General features: G+C 64.8%; 22 protein-coding genes and 2 pseudogenes. 12 read left to right on the plus strand and 12 right to left on the minus strand.

The window, feature by feature from the left end:
• The 4 genes and pseudogenes from Q0D31_RS16570 to Q0D31_RS16585 form a co-directional block, all read left to right on the plus strand.
• Positions 1 to 146: pseudogene (locus Q0D31_RS16570) on the plus strand (chemotaxis protein CheW); the annotation flags it as partial.
• A gap of 73 nt (positions 147 to 219) precedes the next feature.
• Entirely contained in the window at positions 220 to 585 is a 366-nt protein-coding gene (locus Q0D31_RS16575; protein ID WP_291853235.1) for a response regulator, read from the plus strand.
• 77 nt (positions 586 to 662) lie between these two features.
• Complete coding sequence (locus Q0D31_RS16580; protein ID WP_291853238.1) at positions 663 to 1,826, plus strand: chemotaxis response regulator protein-glutamate methylesterase; 1,164 nt, start codon at positions 663 to 665, stop codon at positions 1,824 to 1,826.
• Complete coding sequence (locus Q0D31_RS16585) at positions 1,823 to 2,701, plus strand: protein-glutamate O-methyltransferase CheR (RefSeq protein ID WP_291853241.1); 879 nt, start codon at positions 1,823 to 1,825, stop codon at positions 2,699 to 2,701. Before Q0D31_RS16580 ends, Q0D31_RS16585 begins: the two co-directional genes overlap by 4 nt.
• Before the next feature lie 248 nt (positions 2,702 to 2,949).
• Here the strand turns inward: Q0D31_RS16585 and ctrA are convergent, their stop codons facing one another.
• Positions 2,950 to 3,651, minus strand: a complete 702-nt coding sequence (gene ctrA / locus Q0D31_RS16590) for a response regulator transcription factor CtrA (protein ID WP_291853244.1) — start codon at positions 3,649 to 3,651, stop codon at positions 2,950 to 2,952.
• Between the two features lie 368 nt (positions 3,652 to 4,019).
• On the opposite strand from ctrA, the gene fliI reads away from it, so the two are divergent.
• The 4 genes from fliI to Q0D31_RS16610 all read left to right on the plus strand — a co-directional run bounded on the left by fliI (position 4,020) and on the right by Q0D31_RS16610 (position 7,471).
• Positions 4,020 to 5,345 carry a flagellar protein export ATPase FliI gene (fliI, locus tag Q0D31_RS16595; protein ID WP_291853247.1) on the plus strand — a complete coding sequence of 442 codons (1,326 nt, stop codon included), beginning with the start codon at positions 4,020 to 4,022 and terminating at the stop codon, positions 5,343 to 5,345.
• A gap of 109 nt (positions 5,346 to 5,454) precedes the next feature.
• Positions 5,455 to 5,874 carry a flagellar export protein FliJ gene (gene fliJ, locus Q0D31_RS16600; RefSeq protein ID WP_291853250.1) on the plus strand — a complete coding sequence of 140 codons (420 nt, stop codon included), beginning with the start codon at positions 5,455 to 5,457 and terminating at the stop codon, positions 5,872 to 5,874.
• Between the two features lie 175 nt (positions 5,875 to 6,049).
• Positions 6,050 to 6,595 (plus strand): sigma-70 family RNA polymerase sigma factor, encoded by a 546-nt coding sequence (locus Q0D31_RS16605; protein ID WP_291853253.1) that lies wholly within the window; start codon positions 6,050 to 6,052, stop codon positions 6,593 to 6,595.
• A gap of 3 nt (positions 6,596 to 6,598) precedes the next feature.
• Entirely contained in the window at positions 6,599 to 7,471 is an 873-nt protein-coding gene (locus Q0D31_RS16610; protein ID WP_291853256.1) for an anti-sigma factor, read from the plus strand.
• Positions 7,472 to 7,717: 246 nt separating this feature from the next.
• On the opposite strand, the gene Q0D31_RS16615 is transcribed toward Q0D31_RS16610, so the two are convergent.
• The 6 genes and pseudogenes from Q0D31_RS16615 to Q0D31_RS16640 form a co-directional block, all read right to left on the minus strand.
• Complete coding sequence (locus Q0D31_RS16615; protein ID WP_291853571.1) at positions 7,718 to 7,921, minus strand: hypothetical protein; 204 nt, start codon at positions 7,919 to 7,921, stop codon at positions 7,718 to 7,720.
• 630 nt (positions 7,922 to 8,551) lie between these two features.
• A pseudogene (locus tag Q0D31_RS16620) lies at positions 8,552 to 9,045 on the minus strand (ATP-binding cassette domain-containing protein).
• Between the two features lie 30 nt (positions 9,046 to 9,075).
• Positions 9,076 to 11,313, minus strand: a complete 2,238-nt coding sequence (flhA, locus tag Q0D31_RS16625) for a flagellar biosynthesis protein FlhA (protein WP_291853259.1) — start codon at positions 11,311 to 11,313, stop codon at positions 9,076 to 9,078.
• Positions 11,314 to 11,419: 106 nt separating this feature from the next.
• Positions 11,420 to 11,542 (minus strand): hypothetical protein, encoded by a 123-nt coding sequence (locus Q0D31_RS16630; protein WP_291853262.1) that lies wholly within the window; start codon positions 11,540 to 11,542, stop codon positions 11,420 to 11,422.
• A gap of 475 nt (positions 11,543 to 12,017) precedes the next feature.
• Complete coding sequence (locus tag Q0D31_RS16635) at positions 12,018 to 12,488, minus strand: hypothetical protein (protein ID WP_291853265.1); 471 nt, start codon at positions 12,486 to 12,488, stop codon at positions 12,018 to 12,020.
• A gap of 174 nt (positions 12,489 to 12,662) precedes the next feature.
• On the minus strand, positions 12,663 to 13,721 hold the full coding sequence (locus Q0D31_RS16640; protein ID WP_291853269.1) for an AI-2E family transporter: 1,059 nt from the start codon (positions 13,719 to 13,721) through the stop codon (positions 12,663 to 12,665).
• Between the two features lie 93 nt (positions 13,722 to 13,814).
• On the opposite strand from Q0D31_RS16640, the gene Q0D31_RS16645 reads away from it, so the two are divergent.
• Positions 13,815 to 15,113: an MFS transporter gene (locus tag Q0D31_RS16645; RefSeq protein ID WP_291853273.1), complete on the plus strand. Its 1,299-nt coding sequence runs from the start codon at positions 13,815 to 13,817 to the stop codon at positions 15,111 to 15,113.
• On the opposite strand, the gene Q0D31_RS16650 is transcribed toward Q0D31_RS16645, so the two are convergent.
• From Q0D31_RS16650 to Q0D31_RS16660, 3 genes are all read right to left on the minus strand, one after another.
• Positions 15,114 to 15,968 carry a class I SAM-dependent methyltransferase gene (locus Q0D31_RS16650; protein WP_366518526.1) on the minus strand — a complete coding sequence of 285 codons (855 nt, stop codon included), beginning with the start codon at positions 15,966 to 15,968 and terminating at the stop codon, positions 15,114 to 15,116. It abuts the gene before it with no gap.
• A 20-nt stretch (positions 15,969 to 15,988) separates the two neighbouring features.
• Positions 15,989 to 16,399: a DUF4864 domain-containing protein gene (locus tag Q0D31_RS16655; RefSeq protein WP_291853279.1), complete on the minus strand. Its 411-nt coding sequence runs from the start codon at positions 16,397 to 16,399 to the stop codon at positions 15,989 to 15,991.
• A gap of 104 nt (positions 16,400 to 16,503) precedes the next feature.
• Entirely contained in the window at positions 16,504 to 17,052 is a 549-nt protein-coding gene (locus tag Q0D31_RS16660) for a cupin domain-containing protein (RefSeq protein WP_291853283.1), read from the minus strand.
• Positions 17,053 to 17,204: 152 nt separating this feature from the next.
• Here Q0D31_RS16660 and Q0D31_RS16665 point away from each other — a divergent pair, with 152 nt between their 5' ends.
• The 3 genes from Q0D31_RS16665 to Q0D31_RS16675 all read left to right on the plus strand — a co-directional run bounded on the left by Q0D31_RS16665 (position 17,205) and on the right by Q0D31_RS16675 (position 21,297).
• Positions 17,205 to 18,533, plus strand: coding sequence for an aspartate aminotransferase family protein (locus Q0D31_RS16665; protein WP_291853286.1), 1,329 nt, complete (start codon positions 17,205 to 17,207; stop codon positions 18,531 to 18,533).
• 49 nt (positions 18,534 to 18,582) lie between these two features.
• The gene (locus Q0D31_RS16670; RefSeq protein ID WP_291853289.1) at positions 18,583 to 19,848 is read left to right on the plus strand and encodes a D-amino acid dehydrogenase; all 1,266 of its coding nucleotides are present in this window, start codon (positions 18,583 to 18,585) and stop codon (positions 19,846 to 19,848) included.
• Between the two features lie 417 nt (positions 19,849 to 20,265).
• Positions 20,266 to 21,297 (plus strand): DUF1236 domain-containing protein, encoded by a 1,032-nt coding sequence (locus Q0D31_RS16675; RefSeq protein ID WP_291853292.1) that lies wholly within the window; start codon positions 20,266 to 20,268, stop codon positions 21,295 to 21,297.
• Between the two features lie 91 nt (positions 21,298 to 21,388).
• Here the strand turns inward: Q0D31_RS16675 and Q0D31_RS16680 are convergent, their stop codons facing one another.
• On the minus strand, positions 21,389 to 22,981 hold the full coding sequence (locus Q0D31_RS16680) for a gamma-glutamyltransferase (RefSeq protein ID WP_291853295.1): 1,593 nt from the start codon (positions 22,979 to 22,981) through the stop codon (positions 21,389 to 21,391).
• 49 nt (positions 22,982 to 23,030) lie between these two features.
• Positions 23,031 to 23,897, minus strand: coding sequence for an enoyl-CoA hydratase-related protein (locus tag Q0D31_RS16685; protein ID WP_291853298.1), 867 nt, complete (start codon positions 23,895 to 23,897; stop codon positions 23,031 to 23,033).
• Positions 23,898 to 23,912 lie beyond the last annotated feature (15 nt).

A 23,912-nucleotide genomic window follows, 5' to 3' on the forward strand; every position in this document is an offset into this window, starting at 1 on the left:
ACGATGGCCGCGAGGAAAACCCCGTCAACCTCGATCCCCGCATGGCCAAGTTCGCCGGCGGCGTCCACCGCCTCGACGGACAGCTCATGGTCGTCCTCGACGTCGATCGCGTCCTCGAAATAACGCCTGACCTGATCGCGGCATGAGAATCATAAACAAAACAGATATTGCCCGGTATCAACGACCCTACTTGGGGTTGACGGGAAGTGGAGAGCTCGAATGAGAACATGTCTGGTCGTCGATGACTCGAGCGTCATTCGAAAGGTCGCGCGCCGCATCCTGGAAGGTCTCGATTTCCAGATCATCGAGGCCGGAGACGGCCAGCAGGCGCTGGAAGCCTGCAAGCGCGCGATGCCCGAGGCGGTCCTGCTCGACTGGAACATGCCGGTCATGGACGGCTATGAATTCCTCGGCAATCTGCGCCGCATGCCCGGCGGCGACATGCCCAAGGTCGTGTTCTGCACTACCGAGAACGACGTTGCGCACATCGCGCGCGCGCTGCATGCCGGCGCCAACGAATACATCATGAAGCCGTTCGACAAGGAAATCGTCACCACGAAGTTCCAGGAAGTCGGCCTGATCTGAATCCTCTATCGCGGTAGGCGGCTCTACGGCCGTCGGCTGTCCTGGCAATTGTGCCGCTTGAAACCATTGGTGACGTCATGAGTACTGCGACGATGAGTCCGCCGGCCCCGGCTTCGGCGCGGCAAGAAAAACTACGCGTGATGGTGGTCGACGACTCGGTGGTGATCCGCGGGATGATTTCGCGCTGGATCGCAGCCGAGCCGGACATGGAGGTCGCGGCCTCGCTGCGCACCGGCCTCGACGCCGTCAACCAGGTCGAGCGCGTCAATCCCGATGTCGCGGTGCTCGATATCGAAATGCCGGAGCTCGACGGCATTTCGGCGCTGCCGCAGCTGCTGGCCAAGAAGCGCGACCTCATCATCATCATGGCCTCGACGCTGACCCGCCGCAATGCGGAGATCAGCTTCAAGGCGCTTTCACTCGGCGCATCCGACTACATTCCAAAGCCCGAAAGCACCCGCGAGGCCAGCGCCGCCGACACCTTTCATCACGACCTGATTCAGAAGATCCGCCAATTCGGCGCCAGGGTTCGCCGCACGGCATCCAAGCAGGGGACCGCGAGTGCAGCCGCCGCGCCGGCCCTCGAGCGGATGCGGGAGGTTTCGGCCCGGCCGGCTGCGCCCGCGCTACCGGCACGCCGGCCGTATGGCATGCTGGCGCCGCGCGTGCTCTTGATCGGCTCGTCGACCGGCGGCCCGCAGGCCCTGATGTCGCTGGTCGCCGAGATCGGCCCGGTGATCGATCGTTTTCCGGTGCTGATCACCCAGCACATGCCGCCGACCTTCACCACAATTCTCGCCGAGCATCTGACACGCACGAGCCATCGGCCGGCGCATGAGGGCGTCGACGGCGAAATCGTCAAGGCCGGACGAATCTATCTTGCTCCGGGTGGCCGCCACATGCGCGTCGTGCGCCAGGGCGCGGAAGCCGCGATCGCCCTCGACGACGGCCCGCAGGTGAATTTCTGCAAGCCGGCGGTCGATCCATTGTTCATCTCCGCAATCGATGTCTGGCAGGGCGGCATCATGTCGGTCATCCTGACCGGCATGGGGTCGGACGGCATGCGCGGCGGCAAGGAAATCGTCGCCGCCGGCGGCAGCGTGATTGCCCAGGACGAAGCGACCAGCGTGGTGTGGGGAATGCCGGGCGCGGCGGCCCATGCCGGCATTTGCGCTGACATCCTGCCGCTCGATCGGATCGCGCCGAAACTGGTGCGGCTGTTCTCGGGAGACCGCTCGTGACGCCTTCGGACTACGAATATCTGCGTAAGGTTCTGAAGCAAATTTCGGGGCTGGATCTGTCTCCCGACAAGCAGTATCTGGTCGAGAGTCGGCTGGTGCCGCTGGCGCGCAAGGCCGGCCTGGCAGGCATTTCAGCACTGGTCGATCAGCTGAAGAAGGGCGCCAGCGCGCTGACGGCCGAGGTGGTCGAGGCGATGACCACCAACGAGTCGTTCTTCTTCCGCGACAAGACGCCGTTCGATCATCTGCAGCAGGCCGTCATCCCGGCGTTGGCGCAGGCGCGCTCGGCGCGTCGCAGCTTGCGCATCTGGTGCGCGGCGTCTTCCACCGGACAGGAGCCCTACTCGATTGCGATGTGCCTGAAGGAAGCCGGCGCGCTATTGTCGGGCTGGCGCATCGAGATTGTCGCAACCGACCTGTCGCAGGCGGTGCTGGAGAAAGCCAGAGCCGGCATCTTCAGCCAGTTCGAGGTGCAGCGCGGGCTGCCGATCCAGATGCTGATGAAGTATTTTACGCAGAACGGCGAATTGTGGCAGCTCAATGCCGAGATACGCGCCATGGTCCAGCATCGCCAACTGAACCTGCTGCAGGATTTCTCCCATCTTGGGGTCTTCGACATCGTGTTCTGCCGCAACGTGCTGATCTACTTCGATCAGAGCACCAAGGCCGGCATCCTGGACCGGATCTGCCGGATCATGGCGCCCGACGGCGTCCTGGCGCTCGGCGCCGCCGAAACCGTCGTCGGCATCACCGAATCCTTCAAGCCCTATCCGGAGCGGCGCGGATTTTACTCCCCGAACGCCGCGCCGGCGGCGCAAGCGAGAGCCTCCGCCGCGATGCCGGCCAGCTTGAAGGCAGCCGCCGCGGCGGGCTGAGATGGTCGATCGCTTCGCGCCAGGCTTGCTCGCGGCGCGTTGGGGGTCGGCGTACGCCGCCGGCCCGGATCCAAAGATCATTTGAGTCTGCGTTCCGGCAGGGTGTCACGACCTGCCGGCCGCGGTATCGCGGCTGCGAACTCATTCCCGATCAACCTGATGAACGCCCAGCCAAACAAGAACCCCGCCGTTTGCGGCGGGGTCAAGTCGGGAGGAACGGGCCTGTCCGGCCCGTCGTGAACCCTGGGTCAGGCTGGAATGCGTTCTTCCTGCTCGTGCGGCTCGCGCAGCACATAGCCGCGGCCCCACACGGTTTCGATGAAGTTGCGGCCATCGGAGGCATTGGCGAGCTTCTTGCGCAGCTTGCAGATGAAGACGTCGATGATCTTCAGCTCGGGCTCGTCCATGCCGCCATAGAGGTGGTTGAGGAACATTTCCTTGGTGAGCGTCGTGCCCTTGCGGAGCGAGAGCAGCTCCAGCATCTGATATTCCTTGCCGGTCAAATGCACCCGCTGGCCGCCGACCTCGACCGTCTTGGTGTCGAGATTGACGACGAGGTCGCCGGTCTGGATCACCGACTGCGCATGGCCCTTGGAACGGCGCACGATGGCGTGGATGCGGGCGACCAGTTCGTCCTTGTGGAAGGGCTTGGTCATGTAGTCATCGGCGCCGACGCCGAGGCCCTTGACCTTGTCCTCGATGCCGGCAAGGCCGGAGAGGATCAGAATGGGAGTCTTGATCTTCGATACCCGGAGCTGCTTGAGCACGTCGTAGCCGGACATGTCGGGCAGATTGAGGTCGAGAAGGATAATGTCGTAATCGTATAGTTTACCGAGATCGACGCCTTCTTCCCCGAGGTCCGTCGTATAGACGTTGAAACTCTCCGATTTAAGCATCAACTCGATCGACTGCGCGACGGCGCTGTCATCTTCTATCAGCAAAACGCGCATGCCAGTCCCCTTTAGTCCGCCGCTCCGGGCGTCAGGTCGGCCGCACTTGCGGCACTCAAAACGCCTTTGAACAACTGATTCGGATCCTGACTGCACATGGTTAACAAAGTCTGATTCCGGTGCGCAAGGTCAAACAGTGCAATTTTTGTCGAATCGCCCTAAGATGTTGCGTCGAAGCAGCTTTTATCTACCTAGTGTGTTCAAGTTCCACATTAAGAGCCGGGTCTAATCGACTCTTGCGATTCGCCCTTCTTCTGAGGGGCGAGCGCTTTCAGTCACCAAAAGACAAGTGACGCAATGATTAAGGATGCGGGTAAACATCAGGTTAAGCTCCGCCGGCCTGAACGCCGAAACTTAAGGTTTCCGCAATGAGGGCGCTGGCGGAGCAGATCGGCGATATCGACGGCGTCAACATTTACGGCCGTGTCGTCGGCGTGCGCGGCCTGATGGTCGAGATCGCCGGGCCCATCCATGCGATGTCGGTCGGCGCCCGCATCGTGATCGAGACCGGTGGCGACCGCTTCATCCCGGCCGAGGTGATCGGCTTCTCCGGCAGCAACGCCGTTGTCATGCCGTTCGGCGGGCTCGAGGGGGTCCGGCGCGGCTGCCGCGCCGTGATTGCGACGGCCGCCAGCCAGGTGCGGCCATCGCCGGCCTGGCTCGGGCGCGTCATCAACGCGATGGCCGAGCCGATCGACGGCAAGGGGCCGCTGGCGCCGGGTCCATCGCCGATGCCCTTCCGGAATTCGCCGCCGCCGGCGCATTCACGCCAGCGGGTCGGCGCGCCGCTCGATCTCGGCGTCCGCGCGCTCAATACCTTCCTGACCTGCTGCCGCGGCCAGCGGCTCGGCATCTTCGCGGGGTCTGGCGTCGGCAAGTCGGTGCTGCTGTCGATGCTCGCGCGCAACGTCGATGCCGACATCACGGTGATCGGCCTGATCGGCGAACGCGGCCGCGAGGTGCAGGAATTCTTGCAGGAAGACCTCGGCGACGACGGTTTGGCGCGCGCGGTGGTGGTGGTGGCGACCTCCGACGAGCCCGCGCTGATGCGGCGGCAGGCGGCCTATTTGACGCTGTCGATCGCCGAGTATTTTCGCGACGAGGACAAGGACGTGCTTTGCCTGATGGATTCGGTCACGCGCTTTGCGATGGCGCAGCGCGAGATCGGGCTTTCGGCCGGCGAGCCGCCGACCGCCAAGGGCTATACACCGACCGTGTTCACCGAATTGCCCAAGCTCCTGGAGCGGGCGGGCCCCGGCACCGGCGCCGGCACCATTACCGGCATCTTCACGGTGCTGGTTGACGGCGACGACCACAACGAACCGATTGCGGATGCGGTGCGCGGCATTCTGGACGGCCATGTCGTAATGCAGCGTTCGATTGCCGAGCGCGGGCGCTTTCCCGCCATCAACATCCTTAAATCCGTGTCCCGCACCATGCCGAGATCGGCCGACCCCGCCTATTTGCCCGTGATCCTCCGCGGCCGGCAGGTGATGGCGACCTATGCCGACATGGAGGAACTGATCCGGCTTGGCGCCTACCGGGCGGGGTCGAGCCCGGAGGTCGATGAGGCCATCCGGTTGCACGAGCCGCTGGAGGCCTTCCTGCGCCAGGCCAAGGACGAAAAATCGAATCTGGGTGACGGCTACCGGCAATTGGCCGACATCCTCGCCAGTTTGGAAACGGAACGCTAACTTTGTCAGGCCATCATCCCCCGCGCATGACTAGTTCTGCCGGCGCGGCCCTTCGGGGAAGCCGGCTCCGTCCCGCGTTCAGATCGGGACTTCTGGGGAGTATGAGTCGATGAAGTCGCGTGAAACGCTGATCCGCCTGAAGAAGTTTCAGGTCGACGAGAAGCGCCGAAGGGTCGCCCAGATCGAAGGCATGATCGCCGATTTCCAGCGGATGTCGGTCGACCTTGAGCGTGAAATCGAAACCGAGCAGGAGCGGGCCGGGATCAACGATCCCTCCCATTTCGCCTATCCGACCTATGCCAAGGCGGCGATCCAGCGGCGGGAAAACCTCACCCGCTCCGCCGACGAACTCCGCAACCAGCTCGAAGATGCCAAAGGGCTGTTGAACGAGGCTTTCGAAGAACTCAAGAAGGTCGAGCTGCTCGACGAGCGCGACCAGGCCCGCGAGCGCGCCGAGGAAAGCGCCCGGGAGCAGGCCGACATGGACAGCATCGGTCTGATGCGCGCCCGGCTCGGCGCCATCGCCTGACGCGATTTTTTCTCTGATTTCTGGTATCGACCCGGGCCGCAAGGCCCGGTTTTTCGTTGGTGTGCCCTCGGGACCGGCGGCTTGGTGGCTGGTCCCGCGCAGGGTATGCTGCGAAACTTCTCGATGGCTCCCTGCGTAGAACGCGATGGGGGATCGCGACTTTGGGGTACGCTGAATGCTGACGCCAGCGGAGCTGGTCTGGCTGATGGCCGCCGTGGCGAAGGGGGACGAGGCGGCTTTTGAGCGCCTTTACGCCGCCACGCGCGCGAAACTGTTCGGCGTGGTGCTCCGTATCTTGCGCCGTCAGGACCTCGCCGAGGAGGTTCTTCAGGATGCTTACGTCAAGATCTGGAACAGCGCGGGACAGTTCAATCCGGCGCTCGCTTCGCCGATCACGTGGATGGCGTCGATCGCCCGCAACCGGGCCATCGACGTGATGCGCAAGCGCACCGAGACCTCGATCGAGGAGGAGCCGACAGCGATGGAAGCGGCTGCCGATTCGGCCGATCCGCTGGCGCGGCGCGAGATGACGGAGGAGCTGAAGAAGTTGCTGGAGTGCGTCGGCCGCCTCGAGCCGGAACGGCAGAAGCTGGTGCTGCTGGCCTACTATAACGGCTGGAGCCGCGAGCAGCTCGCTGCCAAATTCGAGACGCCGGTCAATACGGTGAAGACGTGGTTGCGCCGCAGCATGTTGGACATAAGGGAGTGTCTCGGTCTTTAGATCATGGCTTATGACGACGACCATATCGCGCTCGCCGCGGAATACGCCCTCGGCACCCTCGATGCCGACGAACGCGCGCAGGCCGCGATGCTGATGGCCATCGACGCCGAGTTCGCGGAGATTGTTCGTGCCTGGGAATACCGGCTCGGCGCGCTGAACCAGATGGTCGGGTCGGTCGAGCCGCGGCCGGCCGTTTGGGAAAACGTCAAGGCCGCGATCGGAAACTCTGTCGAGCCGCGGGCGCCGCTGATGCTTCCCGAGGCGCCGCCACCTCCGGCTGCGGAGGAGGCGGCCCAGCTCGCAGATGATCGAAACCTGGTCCAGCTGTCGGGCCGGATGCGACGTTGGCGCGGCGCGGCGCTGGCTGTGTCGGCGCTTGCCGCTGCCCTGATCGCAATGCTGGCGGTGCAGGTCTATCAGCCGGAACTGTTGCCGGGAGCCTTGCGTCCGAAGCCCCGCGTCCAAATGGTCGAGCGGCCATTCGCGCCACCGCCAGTTCCCCCGGCGCGGTCGACCCAATCGGCGCAGTATGTCGCCCTGCTGCAGCGCGAAGGCGGTTTGCCGGCGTTCATCCTCACGCTCGATGCCGCCACCAAGATCTTTACGGTCCGCAAGGTCGGCGCCGACGCCGAACCCGGCAAGAGCTTCGAACTCTGGCTGATCTCAGACAGACTGCCGCAACCGCGCTCACTCGGCGTGATCGGCGGCAGCGATTTCACCGCGCGCCCGGTGCTTGCTGGCTACGACGCCAATACCATCAACACCGCGACCTATGCGGTGACGGTCGAGCAGGCTGGCGGATCGCCCGACGGCAAGCCTCACTCCGCGCCGGTCTTCACCGGCAAGTTGATCGAGACGGTCCCGGCGGTTCGCTAGCACCGTTTTCAGAAGCCGCCTTACCGTCAAGAACCTGTCAAATCAGCCATTTGGGGCCGATTGTTCAGTCCATGGAAGAGGCTGGCCCGGTCGAGACCGCGGACGCGACAAGACGTCGGCGAAAAAAGAAAACGCCCGTGGGGAGCGGGCGTTTTCCATAGTCAACTTGGGGGTAGTTGGGGTCTTGTTTATCCACGTGGCGACTTTGGGGGGCTAAGAAGCCGCGTGAATTGGTGAATTCCTTGTCTAGCGTACGACGGTGTTGGCGGAACTGGTTATCGCGACGGGCTTGCCGGCCTTCACGACAGGGGCGCTCGCGGTCTGGGTCAGGCCTTCATCCGCGATACGCGCGGAAATGCCGAAGCCAGCCACCAGAATGCCCGCCACGAGGGCGACGACCACCACCTTCAGATGAGTGGTGCGATCAGCGCTGTAGATCGAGTGGTTCATGGAAGTATCTTCCGTCTTCTTGCTCAAGAGTTCGTCGAGGTCATTTGCAAACAGGTTCAACGTCTCTCGTGCAGTAAACGTGGGAACTCCGGGGTTGGTTCCAAAGATGCAGTCACAAGGCAGTGAACAAACGTGAATGGGCGCGATGGGTCGTCGGCTAGGTCGGTCAACTTTGCTGATATGATAGGATGTTAATCTCTGAATGTTGCCGGTGACGCGAACTCCCCGCCGCACCGGCGATTTCAACAAACCATTTGCCTGTGGCAGAAAAGCCCACGTCCGGGCAACCGCCCCGCAAGACGCGGTCCCCCGCTCCGGGTCGATGTCGGTCGGTTTGGCGGACGCGCGTCAGGTCCCGCGATGCGGGGCGGGCGGCACCGAAGGGTGGTGCCCGCCCATAGTCCAGCATCCTTGTTTCAAACCTCGGAACGATCCGGTGACCCACCGGATCGTTCCCTGGCATCTACTTTCCGGAGAATTCCGTGGCGAACGCGCGCAGTTTTGGATCGGCCGCCACCCTTTTCATGAACTCGTCGGTAATGAACGACTTGGCATCGGGGTGCGAGGGAATCGTCCCGACCTCGACATCAGTTCTTGTTGGGCACTCAGGGCCGGGTATCCGACTTCTCCTCACGTAACGGTGCGCGGGTTGATGCGCGCCAGCCGCACCAGTTCCTCCTGCATGACGACACGGGTCTGGGCGTCGAGCGCGCCGAACGGCTCGTCCATCAACAGCACCTCGGGATCGAGCAGGTAGGCGCGCGCGATCGCCACCCGCTGCTGCATGCCGCCGGACAGTTGATGCGGGAAGGCGTCGGCGTGGCTTTCAAGGCTCATCAGCTTCAGCGCGCCGGCGATCAACTCGTTGCGGCGGTCTGCGGCGACATTCTTGTTGCGCAGGCCGAGATCGAGATTCTGTCGCACGGTTTTCCATGGAAACAGCGCGAAATGCTGAAACACGACGGCGCGATCGGGGCGGGCTCTGTCACCTTGCGTCCATTGAGCGTCACCGATCCGCTGCTCGGCTGCTCGAATCCCGCAACGATGCGCAGACAGGTGGTCTTGCCGCAGCCGGAGGGCCCGACAATGGCGACGAATTCCTTCTCCGCGATATCGAGATTGATTCCTCGCTATCTTAGCGTCTGATCACCCGGCTAAACGCTGCCGACGGTCTTCAGCCGGGCGCGGGGATGGATTTCCGCCTGCGACAATACGGTCGTCTGCGACCGGAAGCGCTCGACCAGCGAGCGGACGAAGGGACGGATCGCGGCTGACGTCACCAGCACCGGCGCTTCGCCCTCGCGGGCGGCCTGCTCGAAGCTGTTGCGGACCGCGGTCATGAATTCGGACAGCTTTGAGGGCTGCATGGCGAGGCTGCGTTCGTCGCCCTGGCCCACGATCGATTCCGCAAACGCCTGCTCCCATCGTGCCGTCAACGCGATCAGCGGCAGATAGCCATTGTGGGTTGTGTTCTGGGCGCAGATCTGGCGCGCCAGCCGGGCGCGCACATGCTCGACCATGGCGGCCGGGTTGCGCGAGAAGGCGAGGGCGTCGGCGATGCCTTCCAGGATGGTGGAGAGGTCGCGGATCGAGATGCGTTCGGCCAGCAGCAGCTGCAGCACGCGCTGGATGCCCGACACCGTGACCTGGCTCGGCACGATGTCCTTGACCAGTTCGCCCTGTTCCTTCGGCAGATCCTTCAGCAGCTTCTGCACCTCGCCATATGACAGCAGATCGCTCATGTTGTTCTTGAGCAGTTCGGTCAGGTGGGTCGACAGCACGGTGGCGGCGTCCACCACCGTATAGCCCTTCAGCGAGGCCTCTTCCTTGAGCGCCGCATCGACCCAGGTCGCAGGAAGACCGAACGTCGGCTCGACGGTGTGGATGCCGGGGACGCCGACCTGGTTGCCGGCGGGGTCCATCACCATGAACTGGTTCGGCCAGATCTTGCCGCTGCCGGCGTCGACTTCCTTGATCTTGATAATGTAGGTGTTGGCCTCGAGCTGCACGTTGTCGAGGATGCGCACCGCCGGCATCACGAAACCCATCTCGACCGCAAGCGAACGGCGCAGCGCCTTGATCTGTTCGGTCAGGCGGTCGGTGCCGTCGGGGCCGTTGACCAGCGGCAGCAGGGCATAGCCGAGCTCGATCTTGAGATCATCGATCTTGAGCGCGGTGGCGATCGGCTCCTCCGCCGCGGCGCTGGCGGCGGCGGCCGCCAGTTCCGGCGCAGCCGCGGCGGCAGCGTCGGCCGCCCTGGCGGCGCCATTGCGTTTGGTCGCTTTCCAGGCCAGCGCGGCGGCGCCGCCGCCGAGCGCGAGGAAGGGCAGCATCGGGATGCCCGGCAGCAGCGCCAGCACCAGCATCACGCCGGCCGACATGCCGAGCGCCTGCGGGTAGCCGGAGAGTTGCTTCATCATCGCCTTGTCGGCCGAACCGGTGATGCCGGCCTTCGACACCAAAAGGCCCGCGGCGGTGGAGACGATCAGCGCCGGCACCTGCGTCACCAGGCCGTCGCCCACCGTCAGGATGGTGTAGGTGCGCGCGGCGTCGGTAAAGCTCATGCCCTGCTGGGCGACGCCGATGATGATGCCGCCGATGACGTTGATGAACACGATCAAAAGACCCGCGATGGCGTCGCCGCGGACGAATTTCGAGGCGCCGTCCATCGCGCCGAAAAAGCCGCTCTCGTCCTCGAGCTCCTTGCGACGCGCCTTAGCGGTGTTCTCGTCGATCAGGCCGGCGGACAGGTCGGCGTCGATCGCCATCTGCTTGCCGGGCATCGAGTCCAGCTGGAAGCGGGCCGCGACTTCGGCGATGCGCCCTGAACCCTTAGTGATGACGACGAAGTTCACGATCACCAGGATCGCGAACACGATAATTCCGATCACGAAATTGCCGCCCATCACGAAATTGCCGAAGGCTTCGATGACGTGGCCGGCGGCGGCGGTGCCCTCATGGCCATGCGACAGGATCAACCGGGTCGACGCCATGTTCAGCGACAGCCGCAGCATGGTCGAGATCAGCAGCACGGTCGGAAACGCCGAGAATTCCAGCGGCGCCTGGATGAACAGCGCCGTCATCAGGATCAGGATCGAGACCGTGATCGAGATCGCCAGGAACAGATCCAGCACGATCGGAGGCAGCGGCAGGATCAGCACCACCAGGATGGTGAGGACCCCGAAGGCCAGCGCGAGATCGCCGCGTTTGAGGATATCGCCGATTTCGCCGAGGCTCGGAAATCCGCCGCTACCGCCGCTGGCGCCCTGACCTGCCGTGACATCGACCATGCTAGCTGCTTCCCCCCGCGAATGCCGGTTGCGGGCGCCAAACGTCTGCGCGGGGGCCGGGGGGCCGCCGTTTCGAAGATGAGGCACCGCACTGGCGTCCACGGGGTTCCTCCCGTTTTACGCGGCTGACGACACTCGACTTCACCCGGCAATTTTTGCCCGGTGTATGGTTAGCAAAGGGTTAACGGGGGATGGATTGGCCCGGAAATTACTCCTCGGTGGGGCCGGCAAGGCTGCGACGAAGCCGCTGGGCCTCGCGCCAGGTCTCACGAACCGCCTTTCCGAAACGGCCAAGGCGGGTTGCTGCCTGTATGATGATGAGCGTGACCATGGCTATTGCCCCGTTCTGGAGAGCAGACGACTGATTTGACGCTCGGTGTCGTCAGACAGTTGCTGCAGTCCGTGGGTGGCAATGTATTCCGCGACGGCGCGGTCGGCCCGTCGCTGACGGGATTCGACGTAAGCGCGCAACAATCGTGCGAAAAACGGGGGTGGTTTGGTCGGGGCAGAAAGCCAGGCCCCAGTGGTCAGTACGTTCGCCATAAGATGGCTCCTTTTCGGAGTTGTCCTTGGACGAGTTTCCTTCCTGAATCACACATAGGCATTGGCAGGCGCGAATGCGAGATCAAAGGGCGCGCTTGCTGCATGTTTTTTTCTCGTCGTGGCGACCGACTCTCTCTCGTCGTCGCGTTCGACGAATCACTCAATCTAGTGGTTCAGCCCGGAGCATCGCCGGGCCAATCGCCCGACGGTCAATCCCGCCACACCGATCGATGCCGATGCGCGGCGCCTCCGCCTGCGCGGCCTCAATCGCAGTGGGTCCACCTGCCATAGCCGTCGTCGACGACGCATCGCGCCCGCGAATGGTAAGGCACGGGCAATGGCGGCCTCGGCGCATATTCAAGCGCGTAGTCGCGCTCCCGGGCGTAGTAACGCTCCTGCGCGTAATAGCGCTCGGGAGCGTGATAGCGCTCGGGATAGACGGGACCGCGTTCCACATAGGTCGGCCGCGCGTCGTAGGTCGATCCGTACGGGCCATGGACCGACGCCGGTGCGCGGTATCCAGGGTCTGGCGTCCCATAGGAGGGCTGCCGGTACGGGTAGGCGGGGTCCGCGTGAGGCGGTTGCCGATAGGCCGGGCCCGGACGAACATAGACATCGGCGGAAGGCGCGTAGATTCCGCCCGGCGCCACATAGACGGACGACGAGAGGTCGCTGGCCGCGGCGGCGGCGGAGTACAGGAGAACAAAGGCCAGCGTGAGTGATGATCGGTACATGTGACGCCTCCAACAATGCAGCCCCGCCAGCCAGCGTGATTAATTTTCGCTAAACAATGCGCAGTACGCAATGACATTCTGCGCGAAGAAGTGTGCCATTCTTGGACGGTACTACCCGCGCATCATCTGGATCGCGAAATCTGCGCGCAAGAAATCTATGCGCAGACGGAGTGCTTACGGGTTTTCTTGCAGCTCCCGGCGCGCCGCCGAAAATATCTCCCAGGTCACCATGAACATCGCGGCGATCAGCGGGCCGATGATGAAGCCGTTCAAGCCGAAGACTTCGATCCCACCCAGTGTTGAAATCAGCACGACGTAGTCCGGCAGCTTGGAGTCCTTGCCGACCAGATACGGGCGAAGCACATTGTCCACCAGGCCGATAACGAGCACGCCAAACAGGATGAGTCCGATCCCCTGCCAGATGGCGCCGGTGGCCAGGAAGTAGATCGCGACCGGGAGCCAGATCAGGGCGGAGCCGATCGCGGGGATCAGCGACAGGAACGCCATCAGCACCGCCCACAGCAGCGCGGCGTGGATTCCGAGAAACCAGAACGCGATGCCGCCGAGTGAGCCTTGCGCGATGGCGACGAGAATCCCGCCTTTGACCGTTGCGCGAACAACGTCGGCGAACCGGTTGAACAGCGCCGCCTTTTGATCGCTGCGAAGCGGAATGGCCTGCTTGATCCGTTCTGCCAGAGTTCGGCCGTCGCGAAACAGGAAGAACAGAAGATAAAGCATGATGCCGAGGCCGATCAGGAAGTCGACGGTGTTGATGCCGATGGTCAGGGCTTGCGGGGCGAGCGCCTCGCCGCCCTTCACGAGGCCGGACGCCAGCCGGTCGCGTAGGGTTGAGAAATCCGTGAGATTGAACCGCTCGACCAGCCCGGTCGCCCAGGCCGGCAGGGCCTCGAACACCTGCCGGAAATAGCGGCCAAAATCGTACTCGCCGGACTGGATCTTCGCGACAAGATTTGAGGCTTCCTGGATCAGGGAAGTCGCGATCATCGCCAGCGGCAGAATCACCAAAGCGATAATGATCAGTACGGTGACGGCGGCGGCAAGGCTCGGCCGCTCGTTCATCGACGCCAGCAGCTTGCGATAGACCGGCGCGAATATCACCGCCAGGACGATCGACCAGAGAACGGCGCCAAAGAACGGCTTCAGAACCCAGGCGAAAGCCAGGCTGATGGCGACTAGCAGCAACAGGAAAGCTTGGTGTTCGATCCTTCGCACGGTTTTCTTCACTCGGTTTCTAGTTGCTGCGGCGCTTGCGCCGCCGTGATTGGCGCTCGTGCCTCGCAGGCACGACAGTCCCTTCATAGCTGCATGCCCAATGTCGCGCCATTGTGGCTTGACCTCGGGCCATTCGCCCGCGAAGTTGCGCCCGCCGTGGTCATCTCCTCTGAACTCAACGGAAATTCAAGCCCGTTCGTTCCCGATTCGCGTCGGGCGTGGGCCCGCCTTGCCGTGGCCGTGCTGATCGGCTCGCTCGGCAGCGTCGGGATGTGGTCGGTGGTGGTCGCACTGCCGGTTGTGCAGGGCGAATTCGCGGCGAGCCGGGGCACGGCGTCGCTGGCGTTCACGCTGGTGATGCTCGGATTCGGTTCCGGCGCTGTGCTCACCGGCAAGATTGCCGACCGCTACGGCATCGTCACCGCGATCGGGCTCGGCATCGGCATTCTCGGCCTCGGCTATATCGGGGCGGGGATGTCGTCCTCGATCTGGCAGTTCATCCTGGTGCATTTTGCGATCGGGCTTTCCTCGGCGGCCACCTTCGGGCCGCTGATGGCGGAGGCCTCGCACTGGTTCGACCGCTACCGGGGGCTGGCGGTCGGCATCGCCGCCAGTGGCAACTACGTCGGCGGCGCGATCTGGCCGCCGCTGGTGAATTTCGGCATGGAGCAGATCGGCTGGCGCGACACCCATGTCGCAATCGGCCTGTTCACGGTGGCGGCGATGACACTGGCGCTGATCGGCTTGCGGATGCTGATGGGGGCGGGGACGCAACGCAGCCACGTCAACGCGCCGCCGCCGCGCATCGACCTGCGGCTTTCCACCAATTCGCTGACCGCGATTCTGGGACTGGCCGCCATCGCATGCTGCGTGGCGATGGCGATGCCCCAGGTTCACATCGTGGCTTATTGCGGCGACCTCGGCTATGGCGTGGCGCGCGGCGCCGAGATGCTGTCGCTGATGCTGGGCTTCGGCATCATCAGCCGCATCGGCTCGGGATTTCTCGCCGACCGGATCGGCGGCATCGCAACGCTGCTGATCGGTTCGATCGCGCAGACCACGGCGCTGGTGTTCTATCTGTTCTTCGACGGCCTGACCTCGCTCTATGTCATCTCGGCGATGTTCGGCCTGTTCCAGGGCGGCATCGTGCCGAGCTACGCCATCATCGTGCGCGAGGCGATGCCGGCGTCGCAAGCCGCCACCCGCGTCGGCATCGTGATCTTCGCGTCGGTGTTCGGGATGTCGGTCGGCGGCTGGATCTCCGGCGTGATCTTCGACGCCACCGGCTCCTACGCCGCCGCCTTCGCCAACGGCGTCGCCTGGAACGCGGTTAACATCGTCATCATGCTGCTGCTCTTGATGCGGGCTCGGCAACGGCTGGCAGTGGCGTAATCACCCTCGACTTAAGCGGGCTTCTATCGGCGGAATTCCTGCGTTCGCCAGCAGGGCGACTAGATATCCGTTGCGGACAACCGGAAGCATCGCGAGCAGCGGTCCAGCTACAGCCGGCAGCGGCACGCGGCGCATCGCTATCGCTGCCGGGAGAAGCGCGTGTTTAGCCTCGATCTTGTACCCGAGCCTGCGGAGGTGGGCGAGCGGATCGGGTTCGAGGCTGCTGAACGCCGTGCCGATCGACGCTAGCACGCGGCTCATGCCCTTTGCGAAGGTCCGGGCAAAGCCTCTGCTCATCAGGTCGACATAGAGCCAGTGACGCGGAAATGCGTCCGCCAGCGTGGCTGCGAATTCGTCGATCTGGGCCGCTTCCAGATACATGGTGACGCCTTCGCAGATTACGAGCGTTGGCGCCCCGGTGGCAAGGGGGGCGAGGACGTCGCGCAGGCGTTCCTCGTGAAAGCTGACGGCAATACGCCGGAGCGGATTGCCGCAGGAAGCGGTTGGCGCAACTGCGTTCTTGCGCTCGATGATAGGCTGCTCGTCGATCTCGATCCAGCGCCCGCCCGGGATTCGGAATGCCCGCGAATCAAAGCCGGCGCCGACGAGAACGACCAGCATGTCGGGATCGACATTCAGCCTCATGCGCACGGCCTGATCGATCAGGTAGCAGCGGACCTGATGGGCGCCGATCGGTATCGCCAAGTGACGGAATTTTTCGAAGATCAAGAGGCCGTCGTCACCCATGAAACGGGCAGCCAAACTGTCATTGAGGAGCGTATCGGTGCGCAATGCATCGAGCATGCGTGTGCCCGCGCAATAATAGGCGGTCGCGGAGACAGAGTTTGACATCATTGCTCCCTCGTGGGCAGTTCTCACACCGCTTGACCCGCCTTCAGCAGCGAACACCCTGTGATCTTCAGGCTGCCGTCCGGCTGCTGCTCCAGCGTGTACAGCGCCTCCCACGCCTCGCCATTGTCGTCGATAATGTGGACGCGCTGCGCCACGCGGCCATTGGCGACGCGCGCCTCGCCGAATTCGAAACTCCTGTGGCGGTAAACTGGTGGATAGCCCTGCCGGACCATCTGCATGAAGATGTCGGGTTGCGGAAACAGCTGCCTGATCTCGGGCGCGGCATGCGAATAGGCCGCCGCCGCGTCGTCGCGGCCGAACGCCTGCGCCTGGGCGCGGATGACCCCCTGCGCGGCGGCGACCTCGTCGGCGCGGGCAGGGGCAGATGTCGCGAGGCCAAGCAGGATTCCGAGAAGCAAAACCGCGGCGCGCATGGGGCGCTCCCAATGTGTCGTGTTGGTCCGGCTAGTTCAAAGGCTACGACAAGCCGCACGGCGCGCGCAACTCACGGTCTTGCGGGATCGGCCGCAATCTTTCTTCAAAACGTCGGCGGCGTGCAGGCGCTTATCACTTCGCAGGGCTTGCCGCCGATGCAGCGAAAGCGATGCGGGCGGCGGCTTTCGAAATAATAGGCGTCGCCGGGATCGAGGATGCGGCGTTCGTCGTCGACGGTCACCTCCAGCCGGCCGCTCACCACGATGCCGCCTTCCTCGCCCTCATGGGTGAGCGGCACGCGGCCGGTGTCGCTGCCGGGCTCGTAGCGCTCCTTCAGGATTTGCAGGCTGCGACCGAACAGGCTGTCGCCGACCTGGCGATAGGAGATCGGCTGCTTGCCGATCTCGGTCAGTTCGTCGGCGCGATAGAACGCCTTGCGCGGCCGTTCCGGCTCGATCGCGAAGAACTCGGCGAGCCCCATCGGCAGGCCATCGAGGATGCGCTTGAGCGCGCCGACGGAGGGGTTCATCTGGTTCGATTCGATCAGCGAGATCGTCGAATTGGTGACGCCGGAGCGCTTCGCCAGTTCGCGCTGCGACAGCTTGTGCCGCGCCCGAACGAACCTGAGTCGGCCACCAATATCGACGCTCATCGTCCAAACCTGTTGCAAGTGTTTCGGATCGGACAATTATGCTCCTTTCGCCCCAGCAAAATCAATGGGTTGCAGGAGCTTAGAAAAGGACTTGTTGCGGCTTCCCGAGCGTGGCCCGCTGTCGCCTTGAGCTGCCAGCACAGGAGCCGCCCGTGACCCTTCATCAGAAGCCGAACACCCTGCAGACCGATTCGTTCTGGATGCCGTTCACCGCCAACCGGCAGTTCAAGAAGGCGCCGCGGCTGTTCGCCTCGGCTGAGGGCATGCACTACACCACCGTCGACGGCCGCAAGGTGATCGACGGCTCGGCCGGGCTTTGGTGCGTCAATGCCGGCCATGGCCGCCGGCAGATCGCATCCGCGGTCGAACGGCAATTGATGACGCTGGACTTCGCGCCTTCGTTCAACATGGGCCACCCGCTGGCGTTCGATTTCGCCGAGCGGCTGGCCGAGATCGCGCCGAAGGGGCTCGATCGCATCTTCTTCACCAATTCCGGTTCTGAATCGGTGGACACCGCGCTCAAGATTGCGCTCGCCTACCAGCGAGCCATCGGACAAGGGACGCGCACGCGCCTGATCGGCCGCGAGCGCGGCTATCACGGCGTCGGCTTCGGCGGCATGTCGGTGGGCGGCATGGTGGCGAACCGCCGCGCGTTCGCGACCCATCTTCCCGGCGTCGACCATCTCCGTCACACCCACGATCTCGCCCGCAACGCCTTCGCCAAGGATCAGCCGGAGCATGGCGCCGAACTCGCCGACGACCTCGAGCGGATGGTGGCGCTGCATGGCGCCGACACCATCGCCGCCGTCATCGTCGAGCCGGTGCCGGGTTCGACCGCGGTGCTGCCGCCGCCGAAAGGTTACCTGCAGCGCTTGCGCGAACTCTGCGACAAGCACGGCATCCTCCTGATCTTCGACGAGGTCATCACCGGCTTCGGCCGCCTCGGCGCGCCGTTCGCGGCCGACTATTTCGGCGTCACGCCGGACCTGATGGTGACGGCCAAGGGCATCACCAACGGCACCGTTCCCTGCGGCGCGGTGTTTGCCGGCCGCAAGATCCATGACGGGCTGATGACCGGCCCCGAGGGCACGATCGAACTGTTCCATGGCTACACCTATTCGGCCCATCCGGTCGCCTGCGCCGCCGGCCTTGCGACCCTCGACATCTACAAGGACGAGGGGCTCTTGACGCGCGGCGCAACGATGGCCGGGTACTGGCGCGACGCGCTGCATTCGCTCAAGGGCCTGCCGAACGTGGTCGACATCCGCAATATCGGCCTGATGGGCGCCGTCGAAGTCGCCTCGCGCAAGGAAGGCGTCGGCGCGCGCGGCTATGAGGTGATGGTCGATTGCTTCAACCGCGGGCTCTATTTGCGCATGAGCGGCGACTCCTTTGCGCTGTCGCCGCCCCTGATCGTCGAGAAAAGCCATATCGACGACATCGTTTCGATCCTCGGCGATGCCATCAAGCGCGTGGCCTGATCCTGGCCTGGAATGGGACCGAGCGGTCGTGGCGGATGCGTGAGGGATCGTGAAGGTCATCGTTCTCGGCAGCGGCGTCATCGGCGTCACCACAGCCTATTATCTGGCGCGCGCCGGCCATGAGGTGACGGTGGTCGACCGCCAGGCGGGTCCCGCGCGCGAAACCAGTTTTGCCAACGCCGGCGAGGTGTCGCCGGGTTATTCCTCGCCTTGGGCCGGACCCGGCGTGCCGGTGAAGGCCGTCAAATGGCTGTTGATGCGGCACGGCCCGCTGGTGATCTGGCCCAAGCTCGATCCCGTGATGTGGTGGTGGATGCTCAAGCTGCTGCGCAACTGCACCGCGGCGCGCTACGCCATCAACAAGAGCCGGATGATCCCGATCGCCGAATACAGCCGCGATTGCCTGCGCGCGCTGCGGGCCGAGACCGGCATCCAGTATGACGAACGCAGCGGCGGCACGCTGCAGCTGTTTCGCAAGCAGAAGCAGCTCGACGGTGCCGGCGACGACATCGCGGTGCTCAAGCAATATGGCGTGCCCTACGAGGTGCTCGATCCTGCCGGCTGCATTGCCGCGGAGCCCGGGCTCGCCGCCTCGAAGGTCAAGTTCGTCGGCGGGCTCCGCCTGCCGCAGGACGAGACCGGCGATTGCCACATGTTCACGCAGGCGCTCGCCGCCGAGGCCGCGCGGCTCGGCGTCCAGTTCAGGTTCGACACCCATATCGAGCGGCTGGTCGCGGATGGCGGCAGGATCACCGGCGTCGTCACTGGCGCGGGCCTGTTGCAGGCCGATGCCTATGTCGCGGCGCTTGGCAGCTGGTCGCCGCGGTTGCTGCGGCCGGTCGGGATTCCGGTTCCGGTCTATCCGGTGAAGGGCTACTCGATCACGGTGCCGGTCATCGATCCCGCCGGCGCGCCGGCGTCGACCGTCATGGACGAAAGCTACAAGGTCGCGATCACGCGGCTGGGCGACCGCATCCGCGTCGGCGGCACCGCGGAAATCTCGGGCTACTCCGATCGCCTCGATGCGGCGCGGCGCGCGACGCTCGATCATTCCCTGACCGACATGTTTCCGAACGGCGGCGATCTGAGCAAAGCGAGCTTCTGGTGCGGCCTGAGGCCGATGACGCCGGACGGGCCGCCAGTAATCGGGGCGACGCGCTACGGCAATCTGTACCTCAACACCGGCCACGGCACACTCGGCTGGACCATGGCCTGCGGATCGGGGCGGGCGCTGGCCGACCTGATGTCCGGGCGCAAGCCGGATATCGACGTGAGCGAACTCAACGTGAGCCGATACGATCACCGGTTCGGGTAGTAAATCGTCTGATCCCGCTTGGGCCGCTTCGGGATGCACGGGACCTCGGCGCCCGGCGGTCAGCGATATCAAAGCTCGCCAAACGCGGAACCTCCAACAGCGGCGAACGTTCGCTTGCGTAACGCCTTTGTGGAGGAGTCTAAAATGCGCAAGCAACTGCTGCTATCGACGGGAATCATCTGCTTGATGCTGGCACCGGCCGTTTCCTACGGCCAAGCCCCTGGAGCAAAAGGGGAAGAGCCGAAACAGACGCGGCCAAGCGATGCCGGCAAGGGTGCTGCATCGCAAGAACGCGGCGGCGCCGAGCGGGTACAGGAACGCGCGCAGGGCGCGGAACAAAAGGCGCAAGGGGCAGCCGGCCGGGAAGAAAAAGGACCGGGTTCCCGACAGACTGATGAAAGGAGCAAGGCCGCGCCGATGACTGACCGTCCGGCTACGGCGAGCGATGACAAGCGCGGCCGCGGCGATGACGCAAAATCCAGCGAGCGCGCCCAGGATTCCCGTCAGGGCGAGGGCAAGGACGCGAAGGACAGCACCAAGGGTCGCGCCGAAACGGATCGCGACAATGCGGCCCGCGGCAAGTCCAGCGCCGAGCAGGAAAAATCGAAGGACGGAACCGCTGCCGCTCAAAAGGAGCGCGAGGGAACGACCACGACGCAGAAAGAGTCGGGCCGCGATCAGCGCGATGGCGCCAAGGACGGCGCCAAGAATGCCGCCGAGCAGGGTAAGGATGCAAACCGGCCGTCCACCGCAACCGACAGCACGCGCACGCCGCCGGCGGGCAATGCGCAGACGACTGCTCCGGGCGGCGCGGCCAGCCAGAGCCCAACGACGCAGAGCCAGACCAGCCAGACGCAGGTCAGCCAGCAATCCAGCATCTCGACTGAAAAGCAGGTGCGGATCTCCCAGACCCTGACCCGCGAACGTCTGGCGCCGCCGGAGCGCAACCTCAACATATCGATCCGGATCGGCGAAACGGTCCCGCAGAATGTCCGGTTCCACCGGTTGCCGCCGGAAATCGTCTCGATCGAGCCTGAGTATCGCGACTACGAGTACTTCACGACCGAGGAAGACATCGTCATCGTCGAGCCACGGAGCAAGCGGATCGTCAGCCAGGTCCCGCGTGATGCCTCCCGCATTCGCGCCGCCGGTGGCCAACCCGGCACCAGTGGTACGAGCAGCTCGGGCAGTTACACCAGCCCGGTGGCCGCCGCCGGTGGCGCCTCGCCGTGCCGCATCATGCGGCGCGACAATGCCGGCAATGTCACCGAACTCACGCCGCAGACCGTCGGTTCGGCGGCGCAGCAGGAAGCCATCAGCGTCACGGTCCGCGTCCCCGGCGGCGCGACAACCGCGCCGATCTCGATGGGTGCGCCGGACGGGCGGATCGTGGTGTCAGGTCAGAGCGGAGCTGATTGCGTGGTGATGATCGAGCCGCCGGCCCGATAAGGAAAAGAACCCGCACTGTGCGCGCTGGAGTAAGAGAAAGTGCGGCACCACTGCCGCACTTTCCTTGCGCTGATACGATGTGCTGTGGCTTTTACCCCTCCGCCACCGCCTCGCTCCAGGGCTGGAACGGCTCGGTCGCGCCGCTGTTGGTAGCGCCGTCGCGCAGCACCACGCTGGGGCAGGCGAACTTCATCGGCAGCGTCTGGATCCGCGCTTCCTCGTAGTCGAAACGGGCGCCGAGCGTATCGCGCGCGGCCTGCGGCAGGCGGACGTCGCCGATCACCACCGCGCCTTCGCTGGCGTCGATGCGCGGCTGGTGGATCGCCGCATCGAGGTCCATGCCGTAATCCATCACGAAGGACAGCAGCTGCGTCACCGCCGGCAGGATGCGCCGGCCGCCGGAGGCGCCGACGGCGAACCGCCGGCCGTCCGCGGCCTCGGCCAGCACCGGCGTGTAATTGGTGAGGCAGCGCTTGCCCGGCGCCAGCGAATTCGGCGTGCCCGGGGTCGGATCGAACCACATGATGCCGTTGTTCATGGTGATGCCGGTCTGGCCTGAGACGAATTTGGAGCCGAACGTCGACAGCAGCGTCTGGGTCACCGCCGCCATGTTGCCGTCGCGGTCGACCGCCGAGAAGTGCGTGGTGCAGGCCGGCGCCAGCGCTTCTGCGCCGAGCGCGCGCCGGCCGTCTTCATCGCCCATGTCTTTGAGGCGTTCGCGGTAGGCCGTCTGCAGCGCCGAGGCATAGGCGATGTAGGCGGCCGCATCGGGCGTGCCACGCGAAGGCTTCAGACTTTCCTGCAGCAGGCCGAGCGTTCGCGCCAGCGTCGGCCCTGCCGTCAGTTCCGGCGTCGCCAACACCTTGCCGCCGCGATAGGGGATCGCGAGCGGTTCGCGCAGATGCGCGCGGAACGGCGCGAGGTCGTCGACCGAAAGCGCGCCGCCGGCCGCCTGGATGTCGGCGGCAAGACTCTTTGCCAGATCGCCCTGGTAGAAATCGCGCGCGCCCTGGCTGGCCAGATGCGCCATCGTCGCCTTGAGGCGGTGCTGCGGCAGGCGGACATCGGACTTGATGCCCCAGGGTGCGTTCGGCGGCAGGCCGTCCTGCAGATAGGCCGCCGCGCTAGCCGGGTACCGGCGCAGATCGGCGGCCGAACTCGAAATCATCAGCGTGGTCCACCAGTCGACCGCAAGGCCTTCACCGGCGAGCGCGACACTCGGCGCCAGCAGTTCCTTCCACGGCAGCCTGGCGTGGCGGCGATGGGCTTCCTCCATGCCGGCCACCACACCGGGCACCGCGATCGAGCCGGGGCCGTGCAGGTTGCGGTCGTCTTTCACGCGCGGCCAGGGGAAGATGTCGGAAGCCGCGCCGTCGCCGGTCAAAGGATAATCCTCGGGCCGCAAGCTCGCCGGCGCCCGCATGCCGTAGTCGATGACCTCGTAGCGGTTCTCGCCCGCGCGGTAGAGCACCATCGCGCCGCCGCCGCCGAGCCCGCTCATCCACGGTTCCAGCACGCCAAGCGCAAAGCTCGTCGCGATCACGGCGTCGACGCAGTCGCCGCCCGCGGCCAGCACTTCCGCGCCGACTTCGGCGGCCTTGCGCGATTGCGCGGCGACGATGCCGCCTTTGGAAACGACCGCGGACTTGCGCATGGTCTGGATATTGGAGAACTGGTCGCGCATGGGATGGCCTTCGTCTTTGTGATGTTGGCGCTGCCGGCGGTCCGGCGGTTTACTCGGCTACATTTTTCTCGCCGTGCCACCACGGATACTGGCTCGGCATGTCCTGCGACACCTTTCCCGGAAACGACGGCGCGCGCTTCTCCAGAAAGGCCTGGACGCCTTCGCGCACGTCGGCGTGGCCGCCGCGCTCGATCGACATCGGCTTGTCGATTTCAAGCAGTTCGAACGGGGCCGGCGCGCCGGAAAACCGCCACAGCATCTGGCGCGTCAACGCGACCGCGACGGCGGAGGTCGCCTCCGTCATCTCGCGTGCGATCTCCTTGGCGCGCCCGAGCAGTTCAGCGGGCTCCACCACCTCGCTGACCAGCCCGCCCTGGCGCGCTTCGTCCGCATCGAAGGTGCGGCCGGAGAGGCACCAGCGCAACGCCTGCGGCAACCCGACCAGTTTTGGCAGGAACCAGGCGCTGCCGGCTTCTGGGACCAGGCCGCGGCGGGCAAAGATGAAGCCGATCTTGGCGCCTTTGGTCGCGATCCTGATATCCATCGGCAGCGTCATGGTGATGCCGACGCCGACCGCGCCGCCGTTGATCGCCGCGATCGAGGGCTTGCGGCAGTTGAAGATCGCCTCGACAAAGCGGCCGCCGCCGGGCTTCGGGCTGGCAAACACTCCGGCGCCGTGCTGGCCCGAGGTGTCGAAGCTTGCCGCGCCGCCGGACACATCGGCCCCGGCGCAGAACGCGCGGCCCGCGCCGGTGACGATGATGGCGCGGACATTGTCGTCGCCGTCGGCGCGCTCGAAGGCGTCTGCGATCTCCGCGCCCATCTGGCCGGTATAAGCGTTCAGCCTGTCCGGCCGGTTGAGCGTGACGATCATGAGCCGGCCGTCGATTTCGCAGGTGATGTGTTCGTAGTTCAAGCGTCGCCTCCCGTT

Source organism: Bradyrhizobium sp. (assembly GCF_022844465.1).
In the GTDB taxonomy this organism is placed as follows: domain Bacteria; phylum Pseudomonadota; class Alphaproteobacteria; order Rhizobiales; family Xanthobacteraceae; genus Bradyrhizobium.

Bases quoted from the DNA above. Each gene is read 5' to 3' on its own strand.
- Q0D31_RS16575 (WP_291853235.1), top strand. From the start codon at position 220: ATGAGAACATGTCTGGTCGTCGATGACTCGAGCGTCATTCGAAAGGTC.
- Q0D31_RS16580 (WP_291853238.1), top strand. From the start codon at position 663: ATGAGTACTGCGACGATGAGTCCGCCGGCCCCGGCTTCGGCGCGGCAA.
- ctrA (WP_291853244.1), bottom strand. From the start codon at position 3,651: ATGCGCGTTTTGCTGATAGAAGATGACAGCGCCGTCGCGCAGTCGATC.
- fliI (WP_291853247.1), top strand. From the start codon at position 4,020: ATGAGGGCGCTGGCGGAGCAGATCGGCGATATCGACGGCGTCAACATT.
- fliJ (WP_291853250.1), top strand. From the start codon at position 5,455: ATGAAGTCGCGTGAAACGCTGATCCGCCTGAAGAAGTTTCAGGTCGAC.
- Q0D31_RS16605 (WP_291853253.1), top strand. From the start codon at position 6,050: ATGCTGACGCCAGCGGAGCTGGTCTGGCTGATGGCCGCCGTGGCGAAG.
- Q0D31_RS16610 (WP_291853256.1), top strand. From the start codon at position 6,599: ATGGCTTATGACGACGACCATATCGCGCTCGCCGCGGAATACGCCCTC.
- Q0D31_RS16615 (WP_291853571.1), bottom strand. From the start codon at position 7,921: ATGAACCACTCGATCTACAGCGCTGATCGCACCACTCATCTGAAGGTG.
- Q0D31_RS16630 (WP_291853262.1), bottom strand. From the start codon at position 11,542: ATGGTCACGCTCATCATCATACAGGCAGCAACCCGCCTTGGCCGTTTC.
- Q0D31_RS16635 (WP_291853265.1), bottom strand. From the start codon at position 12,488: ATGTACCGATCATCACTCACGCTGGCCTTTGTTCTCCTGTACTCCGCC.
- Q0D31_RS16645 (WP_291853273.1), top strand. From the start codon at position 13,815: ATGCCCAATGTCGCGCCATTGTGGCTTGACCTCGGGCCATTCGCCCGC.
- Q0D31_RS16650 (WP_366518526.1), bottom strand. From the start codon at position 15,968: ATGATGTCAAACTCTGTCTCCGCGACCGCCTATTATTGCGCGGGCACA.
- Q0D31_RS16655 (WP_291853279.1), bottom strand. From the start codon at position 16,399: ATGCGCGCCGCGGTTTTGCTTCTCGGAATCCTGCTTGGCCTCGCGACA.
- Q0D31_RS16660 (WP_291853283.1), bottom strand. From the start codon at position 17,052: ATGAGCGTCGATATTGGTGGCCGACTCAGGTTCGTTCGGGCGCGGCAC.
- Q0D31_RS16675 (WP_291853292.1), top strand. From the start codon at position 20,266: ATGACTGACCGTCCGGCTACGGCGAGCGATGACAAGCGCGGCCGCGGC.
- Q0D31_RS16680 (WP_291853295.1), bottom strand. From the start codon at position 22,981: ATGCGCGACCAGTTCTCCAATATCCAGACCATGCGCAAGTCCGCGGTC.